Source organism: Flavobacterium sp. Root935 (assembly GCF_001429295.1).
GTDB lineage: Bacteria > Bacteroidota > Bacteroidia > Flavobacteriales > Flavobacteriaceae > Flavobacterium.
Genome location: NZ_LMJL01000010.1, coordinates 15,103 through 40,676, shown reverse-complemented (window position 1 = coordinate 40,676; position 25,574 = coordinate 15,103). Strand labels below are relative to the sequence as shown.

The 25,574-nt window shown below is 33.9% G+C and carries 22 protein-coding genes; 4 read left to right on the top strand and 18 right to left on the bottom strand.

The genetic code is table 11. The features are described 5' to 3' along the window. Positions 1–70 precede the first annotated feature (70 nt). Entirely contained in the window at positions 71–2,335 is a 2,265-nt protein-coding gene (locus ASE40_RS11075; protein WP_057117046.1) for an aconitate hydratase, read from the top strand. A gap of 347 nt (positions 2,336–2,682) precedes the next feature. Then, entirely contained in the window at positions 2,683–3,837 is a 1,155-nt protein-coding gene (locus ASE40_RS11070; protein ID WP_057117045.1) for a peptidoglycan endopeptidase, read from the top strand. 3 nt (positions 3,838–3,840) lie between these two features. On the opposite strand, the gene ASE40_RS11065 is transcribed toward ASE40_RS11070, so the two are convergent. The 6 genes from ASE40_RS11065 to ASE40_RS11040 form a co-directional block, all read right to left on the bottom strand. Next, positions 3,841–4,224, bottom strand: coding sequence for a response regulator (locus ASE40_RS11065; protein WP_057117044.1), 384 nt, complete (start codon positions 4,222–4,224; stop codon positions 3,841–3,843). Then, positions 4,214–5,407 (bottom strand): sensor histidine kinase, encoded by a 1,194-nt coding sequence (locus tag ASE40_RS11060; RefSeq protein ID WP_241774358.1) that lies wholly within the window; start codon positions 5,405–5,407, stop codon positions 4,214–4,216. Before ASE40_RS11060 ends, ASE40_RS11065 begins: the two co-directional genes overlap by 11 nt. 669 nt (positions 5,408–6,076) lie before the next feature. Continuing rightward, a complete protein-coding gene (locus tag ASE40_RS11055) occupies positions 6,077–6,835 on the bottom strand; it encodes a methyltransferase domain-containing protein (protein ID WP_057117042.1) in 759 nt (252 codons plus the stop codon). 27 nt (positions 6,836–6,862) lie between these two features. Next, the gene (locus tag ASE40_RS11050; RefSeq protein ID WP_057117041.1) at positions 6,863–7,207 is read right to left on the bottom strand and encodes a hypothetical protein; all 345 of its coding nucleotides are present in this window, start codon (positions 7,205–7,207) and stop codon (positions 6,863–6,865) included. Positions 7,208–7,259: 52 nt separating this feature from the next. Next, positions 7,260–7,598, bottom strand: coding sequence for a hypothetical protein (locus tag ASE40_RS11045; protein WP_057117040.1), 339 nt, complete (start codon positions 7,596–7,598; stop codon positions 7,260–7,262). Positions 7,599–7,829: 231 nt separating this feature from the next. Beyond that, entirely contained in the window at positions 7,830–8,540 is a 711-nt protein-coding gene (locus ASE40_RS11040; RefSeq protein ID WP_057117039.1) for an SDR family NAD(P)-dependent oxidoreductase, read from the bottom strand. Between the two features lie 158 nt (positions 8,541–8,698). Here ASE40_RS11040 and ASE40_RS11035 point away from each other — a divergent pair, with 158 nt between their 5' ends. Next, positions 8,699–10,108, top strand: a complete 1,410-nt coding sequence (locus ASE40_RS11035; protein WP_057117653.1) for an APC family permease — start codon at positions 8,699–8,701, stop codon at positions 10,106–10,108. A gap of 80 nt (positions 10,109–10,188) precedes the next feature. Here the strand turns inward: ASE40_RS11035 and ASE40_RS11030 are convergent, their stop codons facing one another. The 7 genes from ASE40_RS11030 to dinB all read right to left on the bottom strand — a co-directional run bounded on the left by ASE40_RS11030 (position 10,189) and on the right by dinB (position 18,490). Continuing rightward, positions 10,189–10,593 (bottom strand): hypothetical protein, encoded by a 405-nt coding sequence (locus ASE40_RS11030; protein ID WP_057117038.1) that lies wholly within the window; start codon positions 10,591–10,593, stop codon positions 10,189–10,191. 149 nt (positions 10,594–10,742) lie between these two features. Continuing rightward, positions 10,743–11,204 carry a DUF1810 domain-containing protein gene (locus ASE40_RS11025; protein WP_057117037.1) on the bottom strand — a complete coding sequence of 154 codons (462 nt, stop codon included), beginning with the start codon at positions 11,202–11,204 and terminating at the stop codon, positions 10,743–10,745. Positions 11,205–11,360: 156 nt separating this feature from the next. Beyond that, positions 11,361–11,987 carry an alpha-ketoglutarate-dependent dioxygenase AlkB family protein gene (locus tag ASE40_RS11020; protein WP_057117652.1) on the bottom strand — a complete coding sequence of 209 codons (627 nt, stop codon included), beginning with the start codon at positions 11,985–11,987 and terminating at the stop codon, positions 11,361–11,363. Positions 11,988–11,995: 8 nt separating this feature from the next. Continuing rightward, a complete protein-coding gene (xth, locus tag ASE40_RS11015) occupies positions 11,996–12,772 on the bottom strand; it encodes an exodeoxyribonuclease III (RefSeq protein ID WP_057117036.1) in 777 nt (258 codons plus the stop codon). A 53-nt stretch (positions 12,773–12,825) separates the two neighbouring features. Next, on the bottom strand, positions 12,826–14,211 hold the full coding sequence (locus ASE40_RS11010) for an exonuclease domain-containing protein (RefSeq protein WP_057117035.1): 1,386 nt from the start codon (positions 14,209–14,211) through the stop codon (positions 12,826–12,828). Positions 14,212–14,255: 44 nt separating this feature from the next. Further along, the gene (locus ASE40_RS11005; RefSeq protein ID WP_057117034.1) at positions 14,256–17,309 is read right to left on the bottom strand and encodes a DNA polymerase III subunit alpha; all 3,054 of its coding nucleotides are present in this window, start codon (positions 17,307–17,309) and stop codon (positions 14,256–14,258) included. Beyond that, complete coding sequence (gene dinB / locus ASE40_RS11000) at positions 17,309–18,490, bottom strand: DNA polymerase IV (protein ID WP_057117033.1); 1,182 nt, start codon at positions 18,488–18,490, stop codon at positions 17,309–17,311. The genes ASE40_RS11005 and dinB overlap by 1 nt, the downstream gene beginning before the upstream one ends. 85 nt (positions 18,491–18,575) lie before the next feature. On the opposite strand from dinB, the gene ASE40_RS10995 reads away from it, so the two are divergent. Continuing rightward, positions 18,576–19,349: an XRE family transcriptional regulator gene (locus ASE40_RS10995; RefSeq protein WP_057117651.1), complete on the top strand. Its 774-nt coding sequence runs from the start codon at positions 18,576–18,578 to the stop codon at positions 19,347–19,349. Between the two features lie 160 nt (positions 19,350–19,509). On the opposite strand, the gene ASE40_RS10990 is transcribed toward ASE40_RS10995, so the two are convergent. The 5 genes from ASE40_RS10990 to ASE40_RS10970 all read right to left on the bottom strand — a co-directional run bounded on the left by ASE40_RS10990 (position 19,510) and on the right by ASE40_RS10970 (position 25,484). After that, entirely contained in the window at positions 19,510–20,271 is a 762-nt protein-coding gene (locus ASE40_RS10990) for a phosphatase PAP2 family protein (protein ID WP_057117032.1), read from the bottom strand. A gap of 176 nt (positions 20,272–20,447) precedes the next feature. Beyond that, positions 20,448–22,166: a sensor histidine kinase gene (locus tag ASE40_RS10985; protein WP_057117031.1), complete on the bottom strand. Its 1,719-nt coding sequence runs from the start codon at positions 22,164–22,166 to the stop codon at positions 20,448–20,450. Positions 22,167–22,247: 81 nt separating this feature from the next. After that, positions 22,248–23,372 carry a universal stress protein gene (locus tag ASE40_RS10980; protein WP_057117030.1) on the bottom strand — a complete coding sequence of 375 codons (1,125 nt, stop codon included), beginning with the start codon at positions 23,370–23,372 and terminating at the stop codon, positions 22,248–22,250. Between the two features lie 84 nt (positions 23,373–23,456). Continuing rightward, complete coding sequence (locus ASE40_RS10975) at positions 23,457–24,536, bottom strand: porin (protein ID WP_057117029.1); 1,080 nt, start codon at positions 24,534–24,536, stop codon at positions 23,457–23,459. Positions 24,537–24,932: 396 nt separating this feature from the next. After that, positions 24,933–25,484 (bottom strand): K(+)-transporting ATPase subunit C, encoded by a 552-nt coding sequence (locus ASE40_RS10970; protein WP_057117028.1) that lies wholly within the window; start codon positions 25,482–25,484, stop codon positions 24,933–24,935. Positions 25,485–25,574: the final 90 nt, after the last annotated feature.

The window sequence follows — 25,574 nt, the reverse complement described above, 5'->3', positions numbered from 1 at the left end:
GCTCCTCTATTTTTTGTAACTTGTGATGTTCAAAATAAAATAAAAAAACAAAAAAATAATTATAAAACTTATGGCTTTTGATATCGAAATGATTAAAAAAGTGTACGAAAACATGCCAAGTCGTGTTGACAAGGCACGCGAGATTGTTGGTCGTCCACTTACCTTAACAGAGAAAATTTTATACAATCACCTTTGGGATGGAAATCCAACAAAGGCGTTTGGAAGAGGAGTTGATTATGTTGATTTTGCACCAGACCGTGTGGCTTGTCAAGATGCAACTGCTCAAATGGCTTTATTACAATTTATGCATGCTGGTAAATCTAAAGTAGCAGTTCCTACAACAGTGCATTGTGATCACTTGATTCAGGCAAAAGTAGATGCTAAAACCGATTTGGCTAGAGCAAAAACACAAAGTAATGAAGTTTTCGATTTCTTGTCGTCAGTTTCAAATAAATACGGAATTGGTTTCTGGAAACCAGGAGCTGGAATTATTCACCAAGTAGTACTTGAAAATTATGCTTTCCCTGGTGGAATGATGATTGGTACCGATTCTCACACTGTAAATGCAGGTGGTTTAGGAATGGTGGCAATTGGAGTTGGTGGAGCCGATGCTGTAGACGTTATGTCTGGTATGGCTTGGGAGCTTAAATTTCCTAAATTAATTGGAGTTAAATTAACTGGTAAATTATCAGGTTGGACTGCTCCTAAAGATGTTATTCTTAAAGTGGCTGGTATTCTTACTGTAAAAGGTGGTACTGGTGCTATCGTTGAATATTTTGGAGAAGGTGCAACTGCAATGTCTTGTACGGGTAAAGGAACTATTTGTAATATGGGTGCTGAAATTGGAGCTACAACTTCAACTTTTGGTTATGATGATTCTATGAGTCGTTACCTACGCTCTACAAACAGAGCCGATGTTGCCGATGCCGCAGATAAAGTAGCTTCTTACTTAACTGGAGATCCAGAAGTTTATGCCGACCCAGAAAAATATTTTGATCAGGTTATCGAAATTAACTTATCTCAATTAGAACCACACTTAAATGGTCCTTTTACTCCAGATCTAGCTACCCCAATTTCTAAAATGAAAGAGGAAGCAATCAAAAATAACTGGCCGTTACAAATTCAAGTTGGTTTGATCGGTTCTTGTACAAATTCATCTTACGAAGATATATCTCGTGCAGCATCTTTGGCAAAACAAGTTGCGGCTAAGAATTTAAAAACTAAAGCTCAGTTTACTATTACTCCAGGTTCTGAAGTGGTGCGTTCTACAATAGAGAGAGATGGTTTTATAGAAACTTTTAATAAAATCAACGCTACTGTATTTGCTAATGCCTGCGGACCATGTATTGGTATGTGGGATAGAGAAGGAGCAGAAAAAGAAGAAAGAAACACAATCGTTCACTCTTTCAACCGTAATTTCTCAAAACGTGCAGATGGTAATCCAAACACTTTGGCATTTGTAGGTTCTCCAGAATTGGTAACTGCGTTAGCCATTGCTGGAGATTTAGGATTTAACCCATTAACAGATAAATTAATAAACGAAGACGGAGAAGAAGTAATGCTTGATGCTCCAACTGGAGACGAACTTCCTCTTAAAGGTTTCTATGCTGAAGATCCGGGATTTCAAGCTCCGGCTGAGGACGGTTCGGGAGTTCAGGTTGTGGTTAGCCCGACATCTGAGCGTTTACAATTATTAGCTCCTTTTGATGCTTGGGATGGTAAAAACATTACAGGTGCTAAACTGCTGATTAAAGCATTTGGAAAATGTACAACTGACCACATTTCTATGGCTGGGCCATGGCTTCGTTTCCGTGGACATTTAGATAATATTTCTAATAATATGTTGATTGGTGCTGTAAATGCATTCAACCAAAAAACAAATTCGGTTAAAAATCAATTAACAGGTACTTACGATGCTGTTCCTGCTGTAGCTCGTGCATACAAGGCAGCGGGAGTTCCGTCTATAGTAATTGGAGATCATAATTATGGCGAAGGTTCTTCTCGTGAGCACGCTGCAATGGAGCCTCGTTTCTTAGGAGTTAAAGCAGTATTAGTAAAATCATTTGCTCGTATCCATGAAACAAACCTTAAAAAACAAGGTCTTTTAGGATTGACATTTGCTAACGAAGCAGATTACGATAAAATTCAGGAAGATGATACAATTAACTTCTTAGATTTAACTGAATTTGCTCCAGGAAAACCATTAACATTAGAGTTTGTTCATGCCGATGGTACAAAAGATATAATCTTGGCGAACCATACTTACAACGCAGGTCAAATTGGCTGGTTTGTTGCAGGCTCTGCTTTAAACTTAATTGCTGCTGGAAAAGCTTAATCTTTAAGATTTACCTTTATATATTAAAAAAAACGCTCTGTGAAAACGGGGCGTTTTTTATTTAAGATCGCTAAATGGAAAAACTTATTTTTTTAATTACTGTTTTGTGAACATCATTTATAAGAAAAATAAGCTTAAATTTTAATTATCTGAAAATCAATAATGAAGCTTTTTTTGATATTAAGTCAAGTTTAAATTTGACATTTTGGAATAAATTAATTGTTAAAAATTATGGTTTTTCTGGTTTTAAGAGTTAAATTCGCCTTTGAGGTAATATATTTATAATTTTTAAGTTTAATTATGTAACTAAACTTAAAAAAAAGAAGTACTAACTTAAATAGTAATTTATGATTTTTAGATTAATAATAGGAATGTTTTTTTTCAGTGTTGGAGTATTTGCACAAGATAATTTTGTTAAGCACAAAATTTCAAAAGGAGAAAATCTTTCTGTTATTGCTAAAAAATATGGAGTAAAAGTTAAAGAGATTTCCGATGCAAATCCAAACTCTTCTAAAATCTTAAAACTAAATTCGATCCTTTTAATTCCAAATAAAAATAGTGCTAAAATTAAAACTAAGTCTGAGCCTAAATCTGAAGTAGTTATAAGTACTAGCCCAAATTCACACGAAGTAGCAGCCAAAGAAACGCTGTGGGGAATTTCAAAAAAATACAACGTCTCTGTTGATGATTTAAAGAAAGCTAATCCGCTTTTGGAAACGGAAGGATTGAAAATTGGACAGCAAATAACAATTCCTTCTAATTCTTCTGATGTTGCATCCACAAATGAAAAGCCACGTGAGAATGCACCAGAAGTTATCTCTACAGAAGTTGAGCTTTATAGAGAAGTGAAACCGAAAGAGACGAAATACGGTATTTCTAAAGAATATGGAATTACTGTTGCAGAATTAGAGCGCCAGAATCCGTCTATAAAAGGGAAAGTACCTGTTGGATATCTTTTAAAAATTCGAGTTCCAAAAGAAAAAGCAGACGCGATTCAATCGGCTATTGCAATTAAAGAATCACAAAATGCTGCAGTATCTTCACCAGTGCAAATAGCACAAACTGCTGAAATTAAAAAAGATTCTACATTTGTTAGATTATCAACTGGCAGTCATTCAGAATTAATAGATCAGCTTATTGCAAATGCTACAGAAAATATTGGAGTGCGTTATAGATCGGGCGGGACCACAAAAGCAGGGTTTGATTGTTCTGGTTTAATGATTTGTACTTTTAATAATTTTGATATTAAATTGCCAAGAAGTTCAATAGAACAATCTCGTATTGGTACAAAAGTGAACACAGAAGAAGCTCAAAAAGGAGATTTAATTTTCTTTAGAACCAATGGGAGACGCCACATTAATCACGTTGGAATGATCGTTGAAGTTGCCGATGGTGAAATAAAATTTGTTCATTCATCAACTCATGGAGGTGTTATGATTTCTTCTACAAAAGAACCGTACTACACTAGAGCATTTTCTCAAGTAAATCGCGTTTTAGAATAATAGTTAGAGAGAAATACTTTCTAGTAAATCCAGTCGTAAAGGCTTGTTCCAAAAATCTGAAACATATTTATTGTTTTTTACCTTTTTAATTTCGTCAATATCCAAAGTTGATGAAAGAACAAAAATCTCAATTTTAGCTTTTAAGTTTTCTTCTAGAGTGGCAAATTCTGCTAAGAACTCAAATCCATTCATTATAGGCATCTGAATATCTAAAAGAATAATCAGCGATTTATGATCTGGATTTTGGACAAGCCAATCTATTCCTTCTTTTCCATTATTAGCTATAAATAAAGGATTGATATCTAATCCTTTTTTTAGCAGTTTTTTAATGATAAATTGGTCAATTAAATTGTCTTCTATAATTAGAAATTGCGGTTTAAATTGCATTTGAATTAGGTATCGTTACAATAAATTTACTTCCAACAGTACTTTCTGAAAAAACAGAAATATCGCCTTTAATATTTTCTACAGCTTCTTTTACAATATAAAGACCTAGTCCAGAACCTTTATTTTTGTTTGTTCCAAAATACATATCAAAAATATTGTCCTTATGATCATCGTGAATTCCAATACCATTATCTGCTACTTCAATTTTATTTAAGCCTTCACTAAAATATGTTTTAATAGTAATAAACATTTCTTGTTTGCTGCAGTCAGCATATTTTATGGCATTTGAAAGCAGATTATTAATAATGATTTTTAAACGAAGACCATCACTTTCAATCTGATCTACTTCGAGTTCCTGCGTAAATTTGATTTTACTTGCATTTTCAATATGCATTAATTGTAAAATAGCTTCATTAAACAATTCTTTCAAGCTTACTGGCTCCATGATTACTTCTTTTCTTTTGTTTTTAGAATAATCAATGATATCGCTAATAAATTGATCTTGTCGAGCGAGACTCTGATGCATCATTTCAAGATAATTTCGAACTTGATTTACATCATCTTCTAATGCCGTAATTTCTATAAGACCTTTTAATGAAGTTATAGGAGATCTTAAATCATGAGATGCACTATATACAAATCGGTCTAATTCGCGATTTACGATAATAAGATTTTCATTTTTTATCTCAGTCTCTTTTTTGGAAACAAGCAGTCTTTTGACCATAATAGAATAATAAAGACAAACACTGCAGATTATTATTAGAATAAAAAAGACATTCGAAATAATCAATAAATCCTTTATTTTTCGGGTTCCTTCACCTAAAACATTAGAAAAATTCCGTTCGTTAATAGTTAATTGATCACTTATAGCGCTGATTTGTTTTAAGTATTGCTGCTGATCTTCAATCGTCAAAAGATTCCGTTCAATTTTAGCATTAATCTGCTGGCCGATAACAAATAATTTGAAAATCAATTTGTCACCTTTTCCCCATTCATCTATTGCTTTTGATAGATAAGAAATCTGTTTAAAATTGTCAAAAAGCCAAATAATATCATCTAAATCTTCTTCATGATTTCGGCCAATTAAAAATCCGTTACGAGCAATTTTATTGTCGCCGGCTTTTAAAAGTGTAATTCGAGCAATACCATCGCCCTGAGGAACTTTTAATTCTTCTAAATACAATTTCCACTGATTTGGATTTTTAGTATATAGATAAGTTATAAGATGTCTTGATGCGTCTTTTTGTCCTTTCGAATAATGAGATTCACCATTAACATAAGCTCGATTAGCGGATAAAATTTTGATAGTAAAAAAGTTAATGCAGATTAGGAGTGCACACGAGATAAAAACTATTAAAATAAGAATGAAAACTTTTGGAAAACGAAAGTTTTTTAATGCTTGTAACTTAGACATAATCTTATAATTAATAGGTTAATATAAAGTGCCTTTTGTGAGCTTATGTAGACTTAGAAAAACTTATGGGGAAAGCTTATCAGTTAATATAAATTAAACACTTGTTAAAATTATTTGTCATTGAAAAAAATATCTGGAATGCTTTTCTCAAATATAATAAAATTTATCTTATTATTTTTACAAAAAAAATAACTGTCCAAAAGAATATAAAATCAAGGTTTGTTTTACTTAATTATTTGTTTTATAGGTTTTTGTGTTTTTGTCTTTAATTTTTACATAAAAATGAATTGTTTTTCTGAGAAGATAAAATGAGTTTACAAAGGGAATATTAAAACCCTTGAGCAATCAATTGTAAATGATTTTTTGTTTAATGATTTTTGAATAATCGTTAAATTAAAAGTAGAGAAAAAATTATGCTTTTTGAATCCAAGAATTTAATTAAAACTTACCATATATAATCAATCGTCTAAAAGCATAAATAGAAGGGACAACTGGAAAATAGGTATCGATTCTTTTTTTAAATTCATGTGACAATTCTTCAAATTCATTTGGCTTTAAACGTTCCTGATAAACTGTTAATGCAGAGCCAGAAATAAAATCGAAAAAATCGTTTTTATTAGCAGAAATTAAGGGATATACTTTTTCGTAAAGGACCAAATCTTTGCCGCCATTTTGAAAAAGAATTTTAGCATATTCATCTAGAGTTAATACAGGAGAAGGACGTGTCCAATCATTCAAGTAAGATGAAAATGGTTCTTCTTGAACTAGGTTTAAAAGTATTTTGTTAAGAATATTTTCGTTTTGCTGTGGCATTTGAACAACTAATTGACCGCCTAGATTTATACGAGAAATAATTTTTTTAAAAAGTTCATTGTGATTATCAATCCACTGCAATGCTGCATTAGAAAAAATTAAATCCCATTTGGTTTCATTTTCGAGCTGTTCTAAAATTGTTCTTTTTTCAAAGTTAAGATGCGATCCTAAGGGAGCTTTTGCCAACATTTCAGCAGAATTATCGATACCCAATACAATTGGATTAGTAAGTTTTTCGGACAGTTTTTTTGTGAGTTCGCCTGTGCCGCATCCTAAATCAATAACTTTTAGGTTTGGTTTATCAACAATATGACTTGTAAGATCCAAAAAAGGTTTCGAACGTTCTTCTTTGAACTCGTTGTATTTTTTTGGATCCCAAGTCATAATCAGTTTATTTAAAATATAGTATTGCTAACGTTTTAAAATTAATGGGATCGCTTGTCCCATTTGTTTGAAAGTTCCAGTTATAACTTGATCTTTATCCAGAACGCCTTCATATTCTACCGCTAAATTTTCTACAGTAAATTTGAGGGTTGAATTTGCGAATGTTGTTGTTGTCACTGGAAGTCCAAATGCTTTTTGATCTGGACTGTCTAAAGTGGCGCTAAAACCATTTTCAGTTTTTGTCACATGCAAAACAAGATTAAGTTCTGCGCCAGGCACTTTCAAAACTCCCTTCCAGTCACCTGTAATATCTTGGGCAAATGTGCTTAACGAAGCAAAAAAGAATAAAAGCAAAAAAGTAATTTTTTTCATGTTTTTTGAGTTTTGAAAAATGAGAGAATAATTTTGAAATGCTGAATTAAAGTTAAGAATTTAAATTTATCAATCCTCTAAAAAATTGAATACCGCCAAATAAAATAGCTCCCCAAAAAATAAAGCCAATATTTGAAAGAGTCAAAATAGTACCGCCGGCAAACCATAAAGCTCCATAAATCATGTCTTTTCTAGCTTTATCATTTTTTGCTTCTTCTATTTGACCTTCGATATTCTCAACAACAAATGCTGCATTTTCTGGAGTAAGGCCTTGTGAGATCAAAGCATTTTTGGTTTCAGAAGCAGATTTCTCTTGATTTACCATCAAGTCAGCAGCATAATTGTAAAACTGACTTGAAATTTCTAATGAACTTGTTGCACTGGTTTCCATAAATTGATTTTTTAGATTTTGGTTTATTTTGATTAGTCGATCAAATATAAATACTTGAAATCGTAAATGTTTACGGGAAAGCGTAAGGAGGAAATTTATTTATAAAAAAACTGCAAGTTGTGAAGCTTGCAGTTTAGAGAAATATTGGAAAAGTTATTTTTCGTCTTAATTTATAAATTTGAAATAGCTTTAAGGTCATGCCAAAAATGACTACAACCATTTACAAAATACTTATATATAATCTATAGTTAATTTATTACTATTTTTAAATGCAATAGACATTGGGTCTGGAAATACATCATAGAAATCTAAATTTATATCATTGCAGATATTTTTGACTAATGCTTGAGGTGAAATTTTATTATGTTCTACGTCTGAAGACATTTTTGAATCGACATAACCAGGATATATTCCAAATACTTTAATATTATCTTCTGCTAAATCTTCTCTGATTGATTGCGTAAAAATATGTGCTGCCGTTTTTGATGCACAATACGTTGATAATCTTTTAATAACATAAAGACTTGCAATTGATAAAATATTAATTATAGCTGCATTTGAATTTGATTTTAGAGTAGGGATTAATTCGTTGGTGAGATTTACAACTCCAATATAATTTATATTCATTTCTAGTTTAGCATATTCATGAGCTTTTAAATTCAAAAAATTAGATTTCAACTCTATTCCAGCATTATTAATTAATATGTTAATATCTGTGTGGTTAGAGCAAAAATCTTTGATTTGATTACTATCTGTTACATCTAAAAGAAATGGAAATAAATTGTTAGGATGTAGAGATGCAAGAGCAGATAGTTTTTCTATATTTATTCCTGTAATATATATTTTCCTTACATTTTGATTTAATAACTCTTCTATGAAAGCTTTTCCTATGTCACCGTCAGCTCCTGTTAAGAGTACAACAGAATTACTAAATAAATTCATACTTTAAATTTTTATAAATAATGCGTAAAAATACTACAAAAAATATTTTGTTGTAATTTTATTTTTCTTTTAGAATGCAAAACGTATTTGCGATTTATTTTCTAAAATCTAAAATTTCTAAAAAAAGTATATCTTTAACCAACCCTAAACCAATAAAAATGCAAGAAAACGACCAAGAACATTTTAAAAGAGAACTCGGATTATTAGACGGAACCATGCTTGTTGTGGGTTCTATGATCGGATCTGGGATATTTATTGTTAGCGCCGATATCGCCAGACAAGTAGGATCTGCTGGATGGCTGACTTTAATTTGGCTGATCTCTGGATTGATTACCATTATTGCCGCCGTAAGTTATGGTGAATTAAGTGCAATGTTCCCAAAAGCGGGAGGCCAATATGTATACTTAAAAGAAGCTTATAATAAATTAATTGCCTTTTTGTACGGCTGGAGTTTTTTTGCTGTGATTCAAACTGGAACAATTGCAGCGGTGGGAGTAGCTTTTTCGAAATTTGCTGCTTATTTGTATGAGCCCTTTAGTGATGAAAATATTCTTTATGAGTTAGGTTCTTTTAAACTTAATGCGGCGCAGTTAGTTTCTATTTTTACAATTGTTTTATTGACTTACATCAATAGCCGAGGCGTCAAAAACGGAAAAATTCTGCAAACGGTTTTAACGATTATTAAGATTTTATCATTGCTCGGATTAATAGTTTTTGGATTAACGCTTGCAGCAAAAGCTTCTGTTTGGGATGCAAACTGGGCAGATGGATGGAATACTCGTGCATTTGACAAAGAAACTGGATCATGGCTTCCAATTGGAGGATCAGCTTTAATAACTGGAATTTCTGCAGCAATGGTTGGATCTTTATTTTCCAGCGATGCCTGGAACGGTGTAACTTTTATTGCTGGTGAAATTAAAAATCCTAAACGTAATGTGGGTTTCAGTTTGTTTTTAGGAACTTTTATTGTAACGATTATTTATGTTTTAACAAATATTATGTATTTGGCAGTGATTCCGTTAGACGAAATTGCAACAGCAAAATCTGATCGTGTAGCGGTTGTAGCATCACAATATATTTTCGGGAACATTGGAACACTGATTATTGCAATCATGATTATGATTTCGACTTTTGCCTGTAACAACGGATTAATTATGGCAGGAGCAAGGGTTTATTACACAATGGCAAACGATGGATTGTTCTTTAAAAAAGCGGCTATTTTAAATAGTTCTAGTGTTCCAGCTTGGGCACTTTGGGCGCAGTGTGTTTGGGCTTCGGCTTTATGTTTGACAGGTAAATATGGTGATTTACTAGATTTTGTAATCATCATTGTTTTGATTTTTTACATTTTAACAATCTACGGAATCTTCATTTTACGCAAAAAAATGCCAGATGTCGAAAGACCTTACAAAGCTTTTGGATATCCGTTTTTGCCAATGTTGTATATTATTACAGCAACAGCAATTTGTATCTCTTTGCTAATCACAAAATTCTCTACCTGCGGCTGGGGAGTTTTAATTATGCTGACGGGTATTCCAGTTTATTATTTAACAAAGCCGAAAGAATAGTTAGTTCAAGTTGTAAAATCCAATATAAAAAAGAACGCCTTGTGTACTTCACAAGGCGTTCTTTTTTGAGTAAATTCTATTTAAGAATCTGATAGATCGTTGTTAATTCTTTCTTCTGTTGGTCTCAGGAAAATTAGATATATAATAATAAGTATTCCGAATAATACAAAATCTGGTTTTAAAAGTAATATTAAAAAAGCTGCGCCTTCTAAAACTGCCCATCGCATAATAGATGCTGCTTGATAAATTCGCATTTTTTCTTCCGCTTTGAATTTTGGATCGATTTGTTTTAATTGTGATTTGAATAAAAAACTGCTAAAAACGAAAGCGAGGACAGGTATAGATACATAAACTAGAGATGTTGAATCTATTGTTGGAATGTCTAATTTTTCAATTGAAAGCTCTCCTAAAAAGTAATAAGCAAGAACTGTTCCGGCACAAATAGCAAGATGAATAACTTGTAAAGTTTTAATTTTCTCGTTCATGATATTGAATTTTAGGATAATGCAAGATAAAACTTAAAAGGCTATCAAATATAAAACTTTACTTCTTGATATTTTTTGGCTTTAAAATAAAAAAGACACTACGCAATTGTAGTGTCTTTAAAATGTAAAAAATCTATGAGTATTGTAAATTATACAATAGAAGGCTCAGTAGATGATTTTATAGTTGAATTAATAATAGACAAAGTCAGTGGGTCGCATTCTCCAGAGAAAAAAGCATCCAGAATTTCGTTAAATATCGGATTTGTATTTTCTACTAAAGAAAACAAAGTCATGCAAGAACGTAATTTTCGAGCGTCTAAATCGCCAAAAATTCCGTCTGCAGATTTTCTTTTGAAGGTTAATAAAAGCTCTGAAATCTCGATTAAATGTTTTCCTAGAATTGGATGTTCTAAATAATCAGATGCTTCTTTTAAATCATTAATGGCGTAAAGAATTGCAGTATCGCTTTTTCCTAAACCTTTAATTTGGGGAAAAATAAACCACATCCAGTGTGTTTCTTTTTTCCCTTTACTGATTTCAGAAAGAGCGGTAAGATAAAGTTTGTTTTGCGCATCTAAGAAGCGCGCTAAATCATTGTTTGAATATGCCATTACGGTATTGTATTTAAAAAAAGGTTGCAAAAATACTAAAAAAGATAGGGTCTGCCTAATAAAACGTTCATACAATCAGTAATTTAACTTTTTTCGACAGAATTTTCCTCTTCGTTATTGAGCCAAAAAACTGGCTCATTTTTAGTTACTAATAACTTACACATTTCGGCGGGTTTGCCTAAATGTTAAATTTATTCTTGGTAAAACATCCCGAGCCGTTTTCGGAACTTGGTGCTGCCAAAAGCTATTTGTTGTTCCGGCCATCAATAAAAAAGAGCCATGATGCAGCGGAATTTCAACCTGCGGAATGTCTTTGTTGAATTTATGACGAAGCCTGAACATTCTAGTTTCACCAAAAGTAACCGATGCAATAATCGGGTTTGGTCCAGTATTGTGTTCTTTGTCGCTATGCCAGCCCACACCGTCATTTCCATCTCGGTATAAATTAAGCAGAACGGTATTAAAATCAAGCTGTGTTTCTTTCTCTACGCGGCCTCTAATAGTCAATAATTCGTAATTCCAGTCGGGACCTTTTGGATCTGCTCCTGGATTATCCTTGTCTTCATACCAGGCAATCATTCTGGGAACGGTGTAGATTTTATCGTAAATTTCCATTTCATATTCTCTCCATTTGGTTTTACGGAGCAGTCTTTCATAAAAGCGATCAGATTCTTCTTTGGTAAAAAAATTATCGATCAAAATCAATTCAGAATCAGGAATGTCAAATACTTTTTTTCCTGCCAAACCTGGAGTAAATAATTCGGTGTCGTTAAATAATGTCATTGTTGCATTCATTTTTTATCAATTTCAATCCACACAGGAGCATGATCGCTTGTTTTTTCCCAGCCTCGCACATGACGGTCAACACCGCCAGAGCGCAATTCTTTTGCAATTTGCGGACTCAGTAAAAAATGATCAATTCTCAATCCTGCATCACGTTCATAAGCATTTCTAAAATAATCCCAAAAAGTATAAATCTTCTCATCAGGATATAATTTCCGAATAGCATCTGTCCATCCCTGCGAAACAATAGTTGCAAAAGCTTTTCTGACTTCAGGCAGGAAAAGCGCATCTTTTACCCATTTTTCAGGTTTATAAACATCCAATTCTGTTGGCATAACATTATAATCGCCAACGAGTATTACTGGAATTTTTAACTTCAATAAGGTTTCTGCACGCTCAGCCAAACGATCAAACCATTTCAGTTTATATTCAAGTTTTGGTCCCGGCGCAGGGTTTCCGTTTGGGAGATAAAGACAGGCAATTACAATTCCGTTAATTAAAGCTTCGACATAACGACTTTGGATATCTTCTTCATCACCTGGAAGAATACGGGTTATTTCTTCAATCTTCATGTTACGGGCAAGAATTGCCACGCCGTTCCATTGTTTTTGTCCATGCCAAATAGCATTGTAACCCGCATCATTTATCGCTTTAAGCGGAAATTTATCCTGTGGTGCTTTTAATTCCTGAAGGCAGACAATATCTGGAGCAGCTTCTTCAAGCCAGCGCAGTAATACATTTAAGCGTCCGTTAACTCCGTTTACATTATAGGTTGCTATTTTCATGGTACATTTAATTAGTTGTAATATTAAATTTACTGATAATTAAGCATTTAATTCTATTCTTGGTTAAGGAACTGTTTCTTAAAGAATACTTTACCTGGATATTTTTCTGCGTAAGCAAAAATCAAATGCACAATGTATTGATTGCTTTTATAGGGCGTAACATAGTTTTTTACTTCTGATGGATCTGTAATCGAAACATCTGTCGGAATATGTCCCATACCATAAAAATGACCATTTTCAATCCAAATACAGCTGCGTTCGTCTTTGGTTCTTCCTTTGTCAATAATGGCAAAAGTGGGACGGTTGTTTAACAGAAAATCAATTGCATTATCCACTTGCTGATTATGAAGCAAGGCATCAGGCAGGCTTTTCATATCATTATGATGAAAAAGCTCTCCATCTTCAGGTCTGGAATATTTGCAGAATCTTTGATCAATTTCAAATTGTTCAGACAGCTCTCTCAGTAAATTTATAGCGTTATACAAACTATTAAATTCATGAATACAAGTCTGAAATTTGGTTAGTTTTCCAACGGCTAAATATTTATATCCGTTTCTTGCTTCATACTGGTAAATTCCAAATTTCGCCTCAAAGCGCTTTAATGCTCTATTGTAAGTTGGCCAGAGTTTCTTGATTTCGGTACATTCTAATAACAAAGCCATTAATTCGGTTGCACAGACTTCAAATGAAATTCCGTGAATATCACGCAGAAAATGCTGCCTTTGCGAATTAATCTTATGTCCGCTAAAATGAGAAGCGACGCGTTTTTTTAAGTTGATTGCTTTTCCAACATAAATCACCTTTTTCTGCTGATTGTAAAAATAATAAACTCCTGGCTTTTCGGGTAAATTACTAAAATCTTCTGGAGGTAAATTTGGTGGCAAACGCTGGTCTTCAGATGTTTTTTTGATCATTTTGTTGATCTCGCCAGCATCATCCCATTCCAATAATAAAGAAAACAATATAGCAGTAGCATCTGCATCTCCGCCGGCGCGGTGCCTGTTTTCTAAACAGATATTTAAGGAGTTACACAGATTCCCTAAACTATACGATCCCAATCCTGGTTTAATTTTTCGTGCTGCGCGAACGGTGCACAATTTTCTGGCAGTCCATTTAAAACCAGCTTGTTCCAATTGATGACGAACAAATGAATAATCGAAGTTGACGTTATGCGCGACGAAAATACGATCGGTAAGCATTTCAAGTACTTTCTCCGAAATATCATCAAAAATAGGTGCATTGGCCACCATTTCGTTATTAATCCCTGTTAAACCAAAAATAGAAAGTGGTATTTCTTTTTCGGGGTTTACAAGCGTTTCATAACGGTCGATTACATTTTTACCATCATGAATAATAATGGCAATTTCTGTAATGCGGCTGCCACTGGCATTCCCGCCTGTGGTTTCAATATCGACTATGGCATATTCCGTATTTCTCATCTTTATATAACGTAAAATCTATTTCTTCATTTGTTATTTTAATGCTAAAATTTCATTCGATGTCTCGGCAGATTAATTTCATGTCCCTGCGGATAAGGTTCGCGATGCGTAGGACTAACATCCTCCTTAATTAATCGCTGTGTTTTAAACTGATCTTTTGCATCCATATAACGAGGATCGGGGATAAAAGGCATCTTGGCCATTTTGAGGATCGTTATGGTTGGAAAGTGATAATCGACTTCTACATTTCCTAAAAGCAAATAACAGCCTCCGCCTTGAAAAGGATGCTGCGCCAGACTATCAGGAAAATGCGCCGTGTCAAAATAAGAGCCTTCATGATCAATCCAAGTTCCAAAATACATATTTCCTTTTTTGGTAGGAACCTGTTTTCGGGCAATTAAATAAGCCAGCATTCGAACCTGTTTTTTATGATGCGAGACAAGATCTTTTGCCATAACATCGCCGCGGTATTTGGTTTGTAATAAATCAAAAACGGGACAGGATACAGGAAAACTCAAAAGCTCGATTTCATCAAAAGCATCTTCAAAAACAGAACGATCTAAAGTTGGAAGCTTATATTCTTTAACGGGTTCTTGTAAAAGCATCAAACTTCTGTTTTCTGGTTTAAAATTATTTAAAAGTAAACTTGCAATAACGAGAAGCTGATTCTTGGTTTTTCCCGTAAAACGAAAAGCATCTATAAAAATCAAAATTTTAATACTTTCAATACCAATTGGAATTCGGTTGATAAAATCCTCCAAAGAAATAAATTCACCATTTTTCTCCCGATCCGATTCGATCAAATTTGCTATTTTCGATTCTAAACCCTGCAGATGCATAAAACCTAGATAAATATCATTTCCATAAACCGTAGTTTGATATTCACTTTTATTCACACACGGATTAAGTATTGTTGCTCCAGACATACGTGCTTCGTGTACATAAACTTCTGTTCTGTAAAATCCGCCTTGATTATTAATAACCGCTGTCATAAACTCTACAGGATAATTGATCTTGAGATATAAACTTTGGTAACTTTCTACCGCATACGAAGCAGAGTGCGCTTTACAAAATGAAAATCCTGCAAAAGACTCAATCTGGCGGTAAATTTCCTGACTAAGCCCTTCAGGATGTCCTTTTTGGGCACAGGAAGCAAAGAAATTATCTTTTACTTTTTGCAAAGCCTCTACAGAACGTCCTTTTCCAGACATGGCGCGACGCAGAATATCACCGTCTGCAGCAGGAACGCCTCCGTAATGCTGGGCAATTTTGATCACATCTTCCTGATAGACCATAATACCATAGGTTTCGCCAAGATGTTCTTTGAAAACCTCATGAAAATATTGAAATTGATCTGGATTATTATGACGAAAAATATATTCTTTCATCATTCCAGATTGTGCAACGCCGGGACGAATAATTGAAGAAGCTGCTACAAGAATCCTGTAATTATCGCAATTTAAACGGCGCAATAATCCACGCATTGCGGGACTTTCGATATAGAAACAGCCAATGGTTTTTCCTTGTGCCAAATGAACATTGCATACAGCTTCATCTTTAGATATAGAAGTGTCACGAATATCTACTTTTATGCCTCGGTTTTTTTCGATTAGTTTTACGCTGTCATCGATATGCCCAATGCCGCGCTGACTTAGAATATCGAATTTTTCGAAACCAATTTCTTCGGCAATATGCATGTCAAAAAGTACAATAGGGAAACCTTTTGGAGGCATTTCCAACGGCGTATAATTGGTGATTGGTTCTTCAGAAATAATAATACCGCAGGCATGCATACTGCGCTGATTGGGGTATTTATTCATCATAAGACTATAATACTGAACCAGCTGTACAATAGAATTAGTTTCTTGCAATGCCATTGGATTTTTGGCCAGCATATCTAATTCTTCTTTTGGAAGACCAAAAACTTTCCCGACTTCCCTGAAAATAGAACGGTGTTTGAATTCTACATTGGTACCGCAAAAAGCAACATGATCGCGGCCATATTTATCAAAAATATATTCTAAAATTATATTACGCTCTTTCCAGCTCCAATCGATGTCAAAATCGGGCGGACTTTTACGATTTAAATTTAAAAATCGCTCAAAATACAAATCCAATTCTAATGGGCAAATATCTGTAATGCCTAAACAATAGGCTATAATACTATTGGCACCGCTGCCTCGGCCAATATGCATAAAACCCTGACTATTGCTGTAGCGTACAATATCCCAAGTAATTAAAAAATAACCGCTGAATTCTAATTCATCGATCACTTTTAGTTCCTTTTCTATACGCTTTTTTGCTTCTAGATTCTCGTTTCCATAACGTCTTTTTAATCCTTTCATAGCCAAGTCGGTAAGCATTTTTAAATCTTCCTGACGACTTGTAGTAAAGAATTTTTTGTTTTTTGGAGTAGAAAAATCATATTCAAAATTGCAGGAATTAATAATTTTCTCTGTGTTAATTATAATTTCATGATACTTTTCATAAAAAGGTAACAGCGATTCTACAGGCAGCATTTTTTCAGAAGTTCTGCAATAATCAGCTTCTGTTAATTTTGATAAGATAATATTCGTATCAATTGCACGCAGAATTTTATGCAGATTAAATTCTTTTTTATTTCTAAAAGTTACCGATTGCAGTACAACCATTTTAGAAATTTTATCTTTATGTTCTGATGAGAAAAGTCTTGAAACTTCTTCGGGACGAATGCCGATAAATTCATTTTCACGAAGAACTTTCGGAGCATTTTCTAAAGTATAAATTACAAAAACCGATTTGAATTCGGGTGCATTTAATGGCAGTTTTTCTCCGCTAAAATTATGATTCGTTAAAAACCGATTCATTTCAGCCAAACCTTCAGCATTTTGAGCCAAACCGATATATCGAAACTCATGACTGCATCGAAACTCCATTCCAACCAATGGTTTAATCTTTTTTTCAGTACATGCTTTTATAAAATCATAAATTCCCGTTACTGTATTAATATCAGTAAGTGCCATTGCTTTAACACCATAAGAAACGGCCTCCTCGATAAGTTTATCAAGAGGAATCGTGCCGTAACGTAATGAATGATATGAATGACAATTGAGATACATTATTTGCTGCGTTTTAAAATTTCGTCTTTGTTATTGGGTTTAAAAGAAGCTCCGGCACAGCGCATTACCGCATCAAAACCATAACGGTTTTTCATTTTATCCATGGCGGCATAAAGTGAAAGCATTTCCTGAGTATCTTCAAAAAGATCAATTTGATAGGTACCGCGAACTAATCCGCTAAAGCGAACACCAATCAAACGTAAACGCATACGACGCTGATACAATTTCTCAAAAAGTTCCATTACATTTTTGGTCAAAACGTGATCTGCTGATGTATAAGCTACTCTGCATTGTTTGGTTTCTGTATCAAAATTGGCATAACGTATTTTAACCGTAACTGTTGAGGTTAACCATTGTTCAGACCGAAGCTGAAAAGCCAGTTTTTCGACCATTCCTAAAAGCACTCTTTTTAGTTTGGCAATATCGATTGTATCCTGAGCAAAAGTATGTTCAGTAGAAATTGATTTTCTTTCACTGTAAGGTTCTACAGGCGTATGGTCGATTCCGTTGGCCTTTTTCCAGATGTCCAAACCATTTTTTCCAATCATCTGCTGTAAAACCTCAGGAGGCATTTCTGCTAGAGTCTGAATTTTACGAACACCAATTCGGGACAAAAGCTGGAACGTGACATTTCCAACCATCGGGATTTTTTGAATCGATAACGGATTTAAAAAAGCCTGAACTCCTTGCTCAGGAATTTCGAGATTCCCTACAGGTTTGCCTTCGCCAGTTGCAATTTTAGAAACAGTTTTATTAATAGATAGCGAAAAACTAATTGGCAGACCAGTTTCTTTTATTACAGATTTTGCCAATTCATCTGTCCATTTATAGCTTCCGTGAAATTTATCCATTCCAGTAATATCCAGATAAAATTCATCGATACTAGCTTTTTCTAAAACGGGTGCTTTTTCCTGAAGAATTTGAGTAACATCGTGCGATAATTGTGAATACAATTCCATGTCGCCTTTCATAACTTTTGCATCTGGACAAAGTTTTAGCGCCATTTGAATAGGCATTGCAGAACGCACCCCAAATTTGCGGGCTTCATAAGAACAAGAGGCTACAACGCCACGATCACCTCCACCAATAATAAGAGGTTTGTCTCTTAATTCTGAGTTGGTTAGTCGTTCACAGGATACAAAAAAAGTATCCAAATCCATGTGTACAATTGCCCTTGCCATTTTCTTGTTTTTGTATGAAACAAAATTAACACAGATGATAACAATTTTTTGTATATTTGCTGTTCCAAATTATAACAAATTAGTTATGTCCTTATTTTCAGACAATATCAGAGCATTAAGGGTTAAGCATAAAATATCACAAGAAAAATTAGCCCAAAACCTAAGAATTACAAGAGGTAGATACGTTAAATACGAAGATGGAACTTCCGAAGCGCCGTATGACATTTTAAAGCAAATCGCTTTATATTTTCATATGAGTATCGATTTGTTATTGTCTGTCGATATACGTAAAATAAACGTAGAAAATTTAATAAAACTAGAAGGCAATCGACTTATTTTACCCATACAGGTAGATAGTTTTGGGGAGAATTATATCGAAATTGTATCTCAAAAAGCAAAAGCCGGTTACCTCAACGGATATGCTGATCCTGAGTATATCGAAAGTTTACAGCAGGTTTCACTTCCTTTTTTAGGGCCTGGTAAACACCGCGGATTTCCTGTAGAAGGTGATTCGATGCCGCCACACGAAGATGGTTCTATCATTATCGGACGTTATGTGGAAAGGTTAGGAGAGGTGATGGATGGTAAGACCTATATCTTGATTACCAAAAATGAAGGTATGGTCTACAAACGTCTCAATAAAAACAAAAAGAATTCTTTAGTTTTGGAATCTGATAATAGTTTTTATCCAAATTATGAAGTGAAAGCTTCTGATATTTTAGAGATTTGGGAGTACGAATGCAACATCGGCCGATCTGATAAAAAACAAACCTTATCTGAAACTGAAACGATGAAAGAACTGCTTCTTGAAGTAAAAAGAGAAGTGATGGAGATTAAGAATAATACTTCGAACACTTAAAAGGCTTTTTGCCACAGATTGCACAGATTTGAAGGATTATTTTTTTCCGCCACGAATTTATGAATTTTGATTTAAAGTAATTCGTTGATTCGTGACGGAAAAATCTAGACAACATTATTCAAAAAATCTTTTTAATCTTTTTAATCTGTGGCTAAAAACGCTAAAAAACTTTCACAAAACCCAATCCATATTGCTGCCCATTATAAAAAGGCATTACCATAGAAGTTGACTTACTTTCAGAAGAAGATTTGAATAATTTTTTGGTAATATAAGGATTCATCCAATACGCTAATTTGGTGCTCAAAATTCCAATTCCAGCTCCTGCAGCGACATCGGTTAACCAGTGGCGGTTATTGTAAATTCTAAATAATCCAGTTCCGGTTGCAACGGCATATCCGGCAATTCCGTACCAAATCGATTTATCTTTGTATTCCTGCCATAAAAACTCGGCTCCGGCAAAAGCAGTCGCAGTATGTCCTGAAGGAAAAGAATTGTTCGAACTTCCGTCTGGACGTTCTTCATGCACAATCGATTTTAAACCTAAAACCGTTGAAGCCATTATAACATAAGAAGTCACAAATATTACAGAACGATCTCGTAGATTGTTTTTACCTTTTACTCCAAAAGCATTCAAAGCATAAACAGATGCTGCGGGTGCGTATTGAGAGAAATCGTCAATAGTAATTTTCTCGTCAATGTCTTCAGTAACTTCATTCTTAATTTGATGATTAAAACTTAGGAGTTGATCATTTCCAATTCCAATAACACCATAGCCAATTAATGCACTTGGAATAATTAATTGTTTGTAATTAAATTTTAAATGATTTGAAGTACTGTCAATTTTTACAATTGAATCATTTTGCTGTGCATTTGCAGAAAATAATCCGAGCAGGAATACAAGGGAAATCGTTTTGAGGAACATTGTTTTTGTCGTTATATTTTGCAATAATAACGAATGTTCAATGCAGGTATTTTGGGCTTAATTGAACCTTAAGGGAATATTAATTTGTTAGTTTTAAATAGGGTAGTTGGGTTAAGATTGGCTAAATATTATCTTTTTTTAAGTGTCATCAGTTCTAGAAAATGGTTCGAATCTTTTTAAACCTTCAACGAAAACCAAAACGTACTTCCCAATCCTAAATTACTCTCGACCCCAACATTCCCATTTTGCGCTTCAATAAATTCTTTGCTGATTGCCAAACCTAATCCTGTTCCGGATTTTTGACTTCCCGGAACCTGAAAATATTTATCAAAAACTTTGTCTTTGTATCGTGTGTCAATTCCTTTTCCAGTGTCGATAACCTGAAAAACGATTTGATTGTTTTCTCTTTTTAATTTAATGAAAATAGTACTTTTTTCAGAAGAATACCGAATCGCATTTGATAAATAATTAATCAAAACCCAGCCTGTTTTTTCGCTGTCGGCTTTTACGTCTTCAAGATTTTCATCAGCGTCAATAACCAATTTAATCTGTTTTTGATCGGCCTGAACTTTTACGGCTTCAACAGCATAATTTACAATTTCATGCGGATTACTTTTTTCAATATTTAGTTGAATATTTCCAGTTTCCAATTGCGATAAATTAAGTAATTCGCCTGTAATTTTCAATAGTCTTTGACTGTCATCTTTTATACTTTCAACCAATTGTTTTTGGTCGTCGTTCATGTCGCCCGTTTTAGCATTTTCAAGCAATTGAAGACTTAATTTTATAGAAGCAATCGGCGTTTTTAATTCGTGTGAAACGGTCGCAATAAAATTGGTTTTGGCAAAATCCAATTCTTTAAAAAGTGTAATGTTTCTCAAAATAATTACATCACCGATATTAATTTCTTTTTCTTCACCAGTTGGAATTATAGTAATATTCAGAATCTCTTTTTCAAAATAACTTTCTTTTCCGTGAGCGTAAATTTTAAGCGGTTGTTTTTTAGGAGAGTCAGCCTCTTCCTTTAAAATCAAAGACCGAATCAAATCATTCGATAAAGCCAAATTTGAAGCTAATTTTCCAACAACATCTTCCAATTTTAAACCAATAATTTTTAGCGCTTCATCATTGGCAAACAAAACAATTCCTTCATTGTCCAACCCAATAATAGGGTCGTGCATATTATTGATTAAAGTTTCCAGTCGTTTCTTTTCGAAGAATAATTTATACAAATTACTGTCATTATATTCCTGAAGTTTTTGCGCCATCGTATTAAACGACTTTGCAAGATCACCAAATTCGCTATGACTTGTAAAATGTACCCGTTCTGAATAATTTTTATTGGCTATTTCTTTAATACTCAGCGTTAATTCCTTTATTGGGTTTGCAATATTATTAGGTAAATTAACGAGTAGATTAAAAGCGATTAAAAAGCATAAACTTCCAACAATGGCAATCCATAAATTAGCATTTTCGGCTGTGAGTTTGGCAATATCACTTTTCTGTTTTATAGCATCGAGATTGAGTTTCATGATCGCAAAAATGTCTTTTCTGATTTGCGTTTTTAAAGTTTCATCAGTACCATTTTTTTCTAAAAGCGAAAAACTTTTTTCCAGATTTTCGGTTGCTTCCTTTTCTCCAGGTTCAGTTACATTTTGCGTTTGCTTTTCCAGATATTTTTTAAAAGTTTGAATTTCATTATCAGGATTGGTTTTAATTTCATCCAAAGACAAAATCATATTTCGCGAATATTCCAGCGTATTATAATTCGCTTTCAGAATATTCTCTGTGTCTGCTTTTATTAAAAATACCGAATAGCCGCTCACTAACGAAAGTATAATAATCATTAGAAACAACAATCCAACGCCCAGATTTAATTTGGTTTTAATTCTCATAATTTTAATTTTTGTAAAATGTTGGCTGTGAGATGTAAAATGTATTTCCCAAAGATCATCTCACATTTTACATCAAACATTTCACGATAATATAACAAGATCAACATTTGATAAAGACAGTTTGTTTAGCAAACGCCTGAAAATTGTTGTAGACAAAATTACTTTAAATAAATTCAAATGCGGTTTTCCAATACATACAGTTGTAATTTGTTTTTCTTCTGCAGTAATCAAAATCGCATCGGCAATATTTTTATGTTCTAATTTAATAACTTCTGCGCCTAATTGTACGGCGAGTTTAAAGTTATTTATTAAATGACGTTGTTTGTCTAAAGCAATTTTTGTACTGCTTTCCTGCGGTGTTTCTACGTACAAAACATACCATGATCCGTTGTAATAACTTGCCAATCGTGCTGCTTTTCGAATCACAATTTTGGCTGTTTTATCATTACTGCTAATGCACGCCAGTAATTTTTCATGTCGCAAAGCATGAAGATTCGGAACTTCATTCTCAACTTTTCGAACGACTTGACTCGCTACTTCTTTCAAAGCCAGTTCTCGAAGTTGAAGAATTTGTTCCGATTTAAAAAAGTTCGTTAAAGCCGTCTGAATTTTATCCGGAGTATAAATTTTTCCTTCTTTCAAACGCGCAATCAAATCTTCAGATGTTAAATCGATATTCACGACTTCATCTGCCAACCGCAAAACATTATCTGGAATGCGTTCCTGAACATCAATGTTTGTGATACGTTTTACATCTTCATTTAAACTTTCAATATGCTGAATATTAACAGCCGAAATGACATTGATCCCAGCTTCAAGAATCTCCAATACGTCTTGCCAACGCTTTTCGTTTTTGCTTCCTTCAACATTTGTGTGCGCCAATTCATCAACAATTACCACTTCTGGGCGAAGGTTTATAATCGCCTGAACATCGAGTTCTTCTAATTCTTTTCCTTTATAAAAAATCGTCCGTCGTGGAATCACAGGCAAACCCGCCAATAATTCATGCGTTTCCTTTCGCATGTGCGTTTCGATGTAGCCAATTTTTACATCGATTCCGTTTTTCAATAACGAATGCGCTTCCTGCAGCATACGAAAAGTTTTGCCCACACCGGCGCTCATCCCAATGTAGATTTTAAACTTTCCCTTTCGTGATTTCTGAATCAAATCGAGAAAGTGCTGTGCGTTATTATTTTCGTTTTCCATAAAAATATGCTTTAAGCAATAATCTTTAGGCTTTAGGCAGTATAACTTTTAAAAAGCTTACTGCTTAAAGCCTATAGCCTAAAGCTAAAATGAAATCGCCAATGAAGTCGTTACAAACGTATTCGTATCCGTTGGAAGATTGTCTTTATTTGTGAAGATTTCATCTTTGCTTGAAAGATTTCTGGCTTCAATTCTAAACATAACATTATCAGTTACTAAGTAATCAAAGTTAGCTGAAAATCCGTAAGTTTTAAAACCGTTTGGCGTTTCAGTTGCGATAATTACACCCTTTTCATCACTATAATATTCACCTCTTGCTGCAAGCTGAATTTTCTCTGTTGGTTTGTATTGCAGAATTAAAACTGGCGAAAACCAAGTATCATATTTGTTGCTGTTTTTAGCCGATTGCTGAGATCCTACATCAAAACCAGCCGTTACGTTTGTTTTTTCTGTTACTTTAAATTGTCCGTAGAAATTATTAAAATAGCGCCATTTTTTGTCAATATCTGGCTGTTCATTCCCCACATACGTACTCCAGTTCAAAGCCACTTTATCAGATGGTTTGTACGTAACCTGAGTTCCAAAAGCCGGCGTTTGATTACCTTCTACTTTCTCAATTCGTTGCCAGCCATTCAAATACATTCCTGCCAAATACCATTTTCCTGATTCAGATGTATAGCCAATTTTTACTCCCGTTTCATAATAAGGAGAATTCTCAGCCAAAATACTTCTAGTTAAAGTCTGACAGTCTTTTCCAATGGCGCTTTCAAAACCAATATGCGAAGGCATAATTCCCGCGTCAATCCATAAATTATGGTTTTTCGAAATCTTTACTCCAACATTTGCTTCGTAAACATTTTTCAACAAACCTTGTTCGGCCGCCATATTATATTCGGCATAAGTTCCTGCCATCAAGGCAAAATTACCCCGAATATTTTCTTTAGAATAATTAACTTTCGCCATACCCAAATTCAGATTTACCTCGTTGCTTTTATTATAACTATAAAAAAAGTTTGGTCGAGTATGATTTTCGGGTTTTCCAAAATCATAACTATAATAAGCGTCTACATATCCTGAAAATGTAAACGGACTTTTTGTTTCTTCTTGTGCGTGTAAATTGCTAAAACCAAAAGCGATTAAAGCAGTAAGTATTATTTTTTTCATTTTTGTGGTATTCTATTATTTATTAGATTTTTTAGGAGCTAATCCCGCTCCCGAAGCTTCGGGACTATCGGGGCTAGGGCATTTGGGGTAAAAAGGCATTTTCATCTTCCTGCAAGGTTTTTAAAACCTTGTAGGTATTTAATTTTAAGTTTAGTTTTTATCGCTTAGTTTGTCATTTCGACGAAGGAGAAATCTCCGTAAGTAGCTCCGTAAAGTGAATCGCCAATCTTTGTCGAGTTTCTTGCGAAGATTTCTCCTTCGTCGAAATGACAAGAATACGTATAGAAAAGAATTAGAATTCGTAATAACGAGTTTATAATACCTAACAGGTTTTTAAAACCTGTTAGGATAAAAAACTTAGAATCTCAGAACCTTAGAACCTTAGCATCTTAGAGCTTAACGAATCTCATCCAGCGCTACATTCAATTCCAAAACATTAACCGTTTCAGGACCAACAACAGCCGTATTAATTTTAGATTCCACCAAAGCTTTTACTTTTGCTTCAGCTAATTTTCTTTCTTTGGCAATTCGCTTAACCTGAATTAAAGCACCTTGCGGAGAAACATTCGGATCTAAACCACTTCCTGAAGCCGTAACCATATCTGATGGAATTTCAGATTTTTTCAAATAGGGGTGAACCAATAAAAGCGTATCAATTCTTTTTTGAACCAAAGCAAGATATTCGGCATTGCTTGGACCTTTGTTGCTTCCGGCACTTCCAGCCGCATTATAATCTACAGCCGAAGGTCTTCCCCAGAAATAATTCGATTTGTCGAATTTCTGACCAATTTTTTGGTAACCAACCACTTTTCCGTTAACCAAAATCGTTTCTCCTTTTCCTTGGTTTGGAGCAATTTGTGCGATTCCGTAAATCGCTAAAGGATAGATAACCGCAAACAAAATCAAAGTAAGTACGGTAAGTTTTAAGAGTGAAAATATTGTTTTCATTTTTTTGAGATTCTAAGGGACTAAGTTGCTAAGGTTCTAAGTTTTTTTCTTGAAAGCTTAATAATCTAAAGTCTGTGTTTTTAATTTGAG

Coding starts and splice junctions, on each gene's coding strand:
- ASE40_RS10985 (WP_057117031.1), bottom strand. CDS start 22,166: ATGAGAATTAAAACCAAATTAAATCTGGGCGTTGGATTGTTGTTTCTA.
- ASE40_RS11040 (WP_057117039.1), bottom strand. CDS start 8,540: ATGAATTTATTTAGTAATTCTGTTGTACTCTTAACAGGAGCTGACGGT.
- ASE40_RS10975 (WP_057117029.1), bottom strand. CDS start 24,536: ATGAAAAAAATAATACTTACTGCTTTAATCGCTTTTGGTTTTAGCAAT.
- ASE40_RS10990 (WP_057117032.1), bottom strand. CDS start 20,271: ATGTTCCTCAAAACGATTTCCCTTGTATTCCTGCTCGGATTATTTTCT.
- xth (WP_057117036.1), bottom strand. CDS start 12,772: ATGAAAATAGCAACCTATAATGTAAACGGAGTTAACGGACGCTTAAAT.
- ASE40_RS11020 (WP_057117652.1), bottom strand. CDS start 11,987: ATGACATTATTTAACGACACCGAATTATTTACTCCAGGTTTGGCAGGA.
- ASE40_RS11030 (WP_057117038.1), bottom strand. CDS start 10,593: ATGAACGAGAAAATTAAAACTTTACAAGTTATTCATCTTGCTATTTGT.
- ASE40_RS10970 (WP_057117028.1), bottom strand. CDS start 25,484: ATGAAAACAATATTTTCACTCTTAAAACTTACCGTACTTACTTTGATT.
- ASE40_RS11055 (WP_057117042.1), bottom strand. CDS start 6,835: ATGACTTGGGATCCAAAAAAATACAACGAGTTCAAAGAAGAACGTTCG.
- ASE40_RS11065 (WP_057117044.1), bottom strand. CDS start 4,224: ATGCAATTTAAACCGCAATTTCTAATTATAGAAGACAATTTAATTGAC.
- ASE40_RS11045 (WP_057117040.1), bottom strand. CDS start 7,598: ATGGAAACCAGTGCAACAAGTTCATTAGAAATTTCAAGTCAGTTTTAC.
- ASE40_RS11035 (WP_057117653.1), top strand. CDS start 8,699: ATGCAAGAAAACGACCAAGAACATTTTAAAAGAGAACTCGGATTATTA.
- ASE40_RS11010 (WP_057117035.1), bottom strand. CDS start 14,211: ATGAGAAATACGGAATATGCCATAGTCGATATTGAAACCACAGGCGGG.
- ASE40_RS10980 (WP_057117030.1), bottom strand. CDS start 23,372: ATGGAAAACGAAAATAATAACGCACAGCACTTTCTCGATTTGATTCAG.
- dinB (WP_057117033.1), bottom strand. CDS start 18,490: ATGGCAAGGGCAATTGTACACATGGATTTGGATACTTTTTTTGTATCC.
- ASE40_RS11005 (WP_057117034.1), bottom strand. CDS start 17,309: ATGTATCTCAATTGTCATTCATATCATTCATTACGTTACGGCACGATT.
- ASE40_RS11025 (WP_057117037.1), bottom strand. CDS start 11,204: ATGGCATATTCAAACAATGATTTAGCGCGCTTCTTAGATGCGCAAAAC.
- ASE40_RS10995 (WP_057117651.1), top strand. CDS start 18,576: ATGTCCTTATTTTCAGACAATATCAGAGCATTAAGGGTTAAGCATAAA.
- ASE40_RS11050 (WP_057117041.1), bottom strand. CDS start 7,207: ATGAAAAAAATTACTTTTTTGCTTTTATTCTTTTTTGCTTCGTTAAGC.
- ASE40_RS11075 (WP_057117046.1), top strand. CDS start 71: ATGGCTTTTGATATCGAAATGATTAAAAAAGTGTACGAAAACATGCCA.
- ASE40_RS11070 (WP_057117045.1), top strand. CDS start 2,683: ATGATTTTTAGATTAATAATAGGAATGTTTTTTTTCAGTGTTGGAGTA.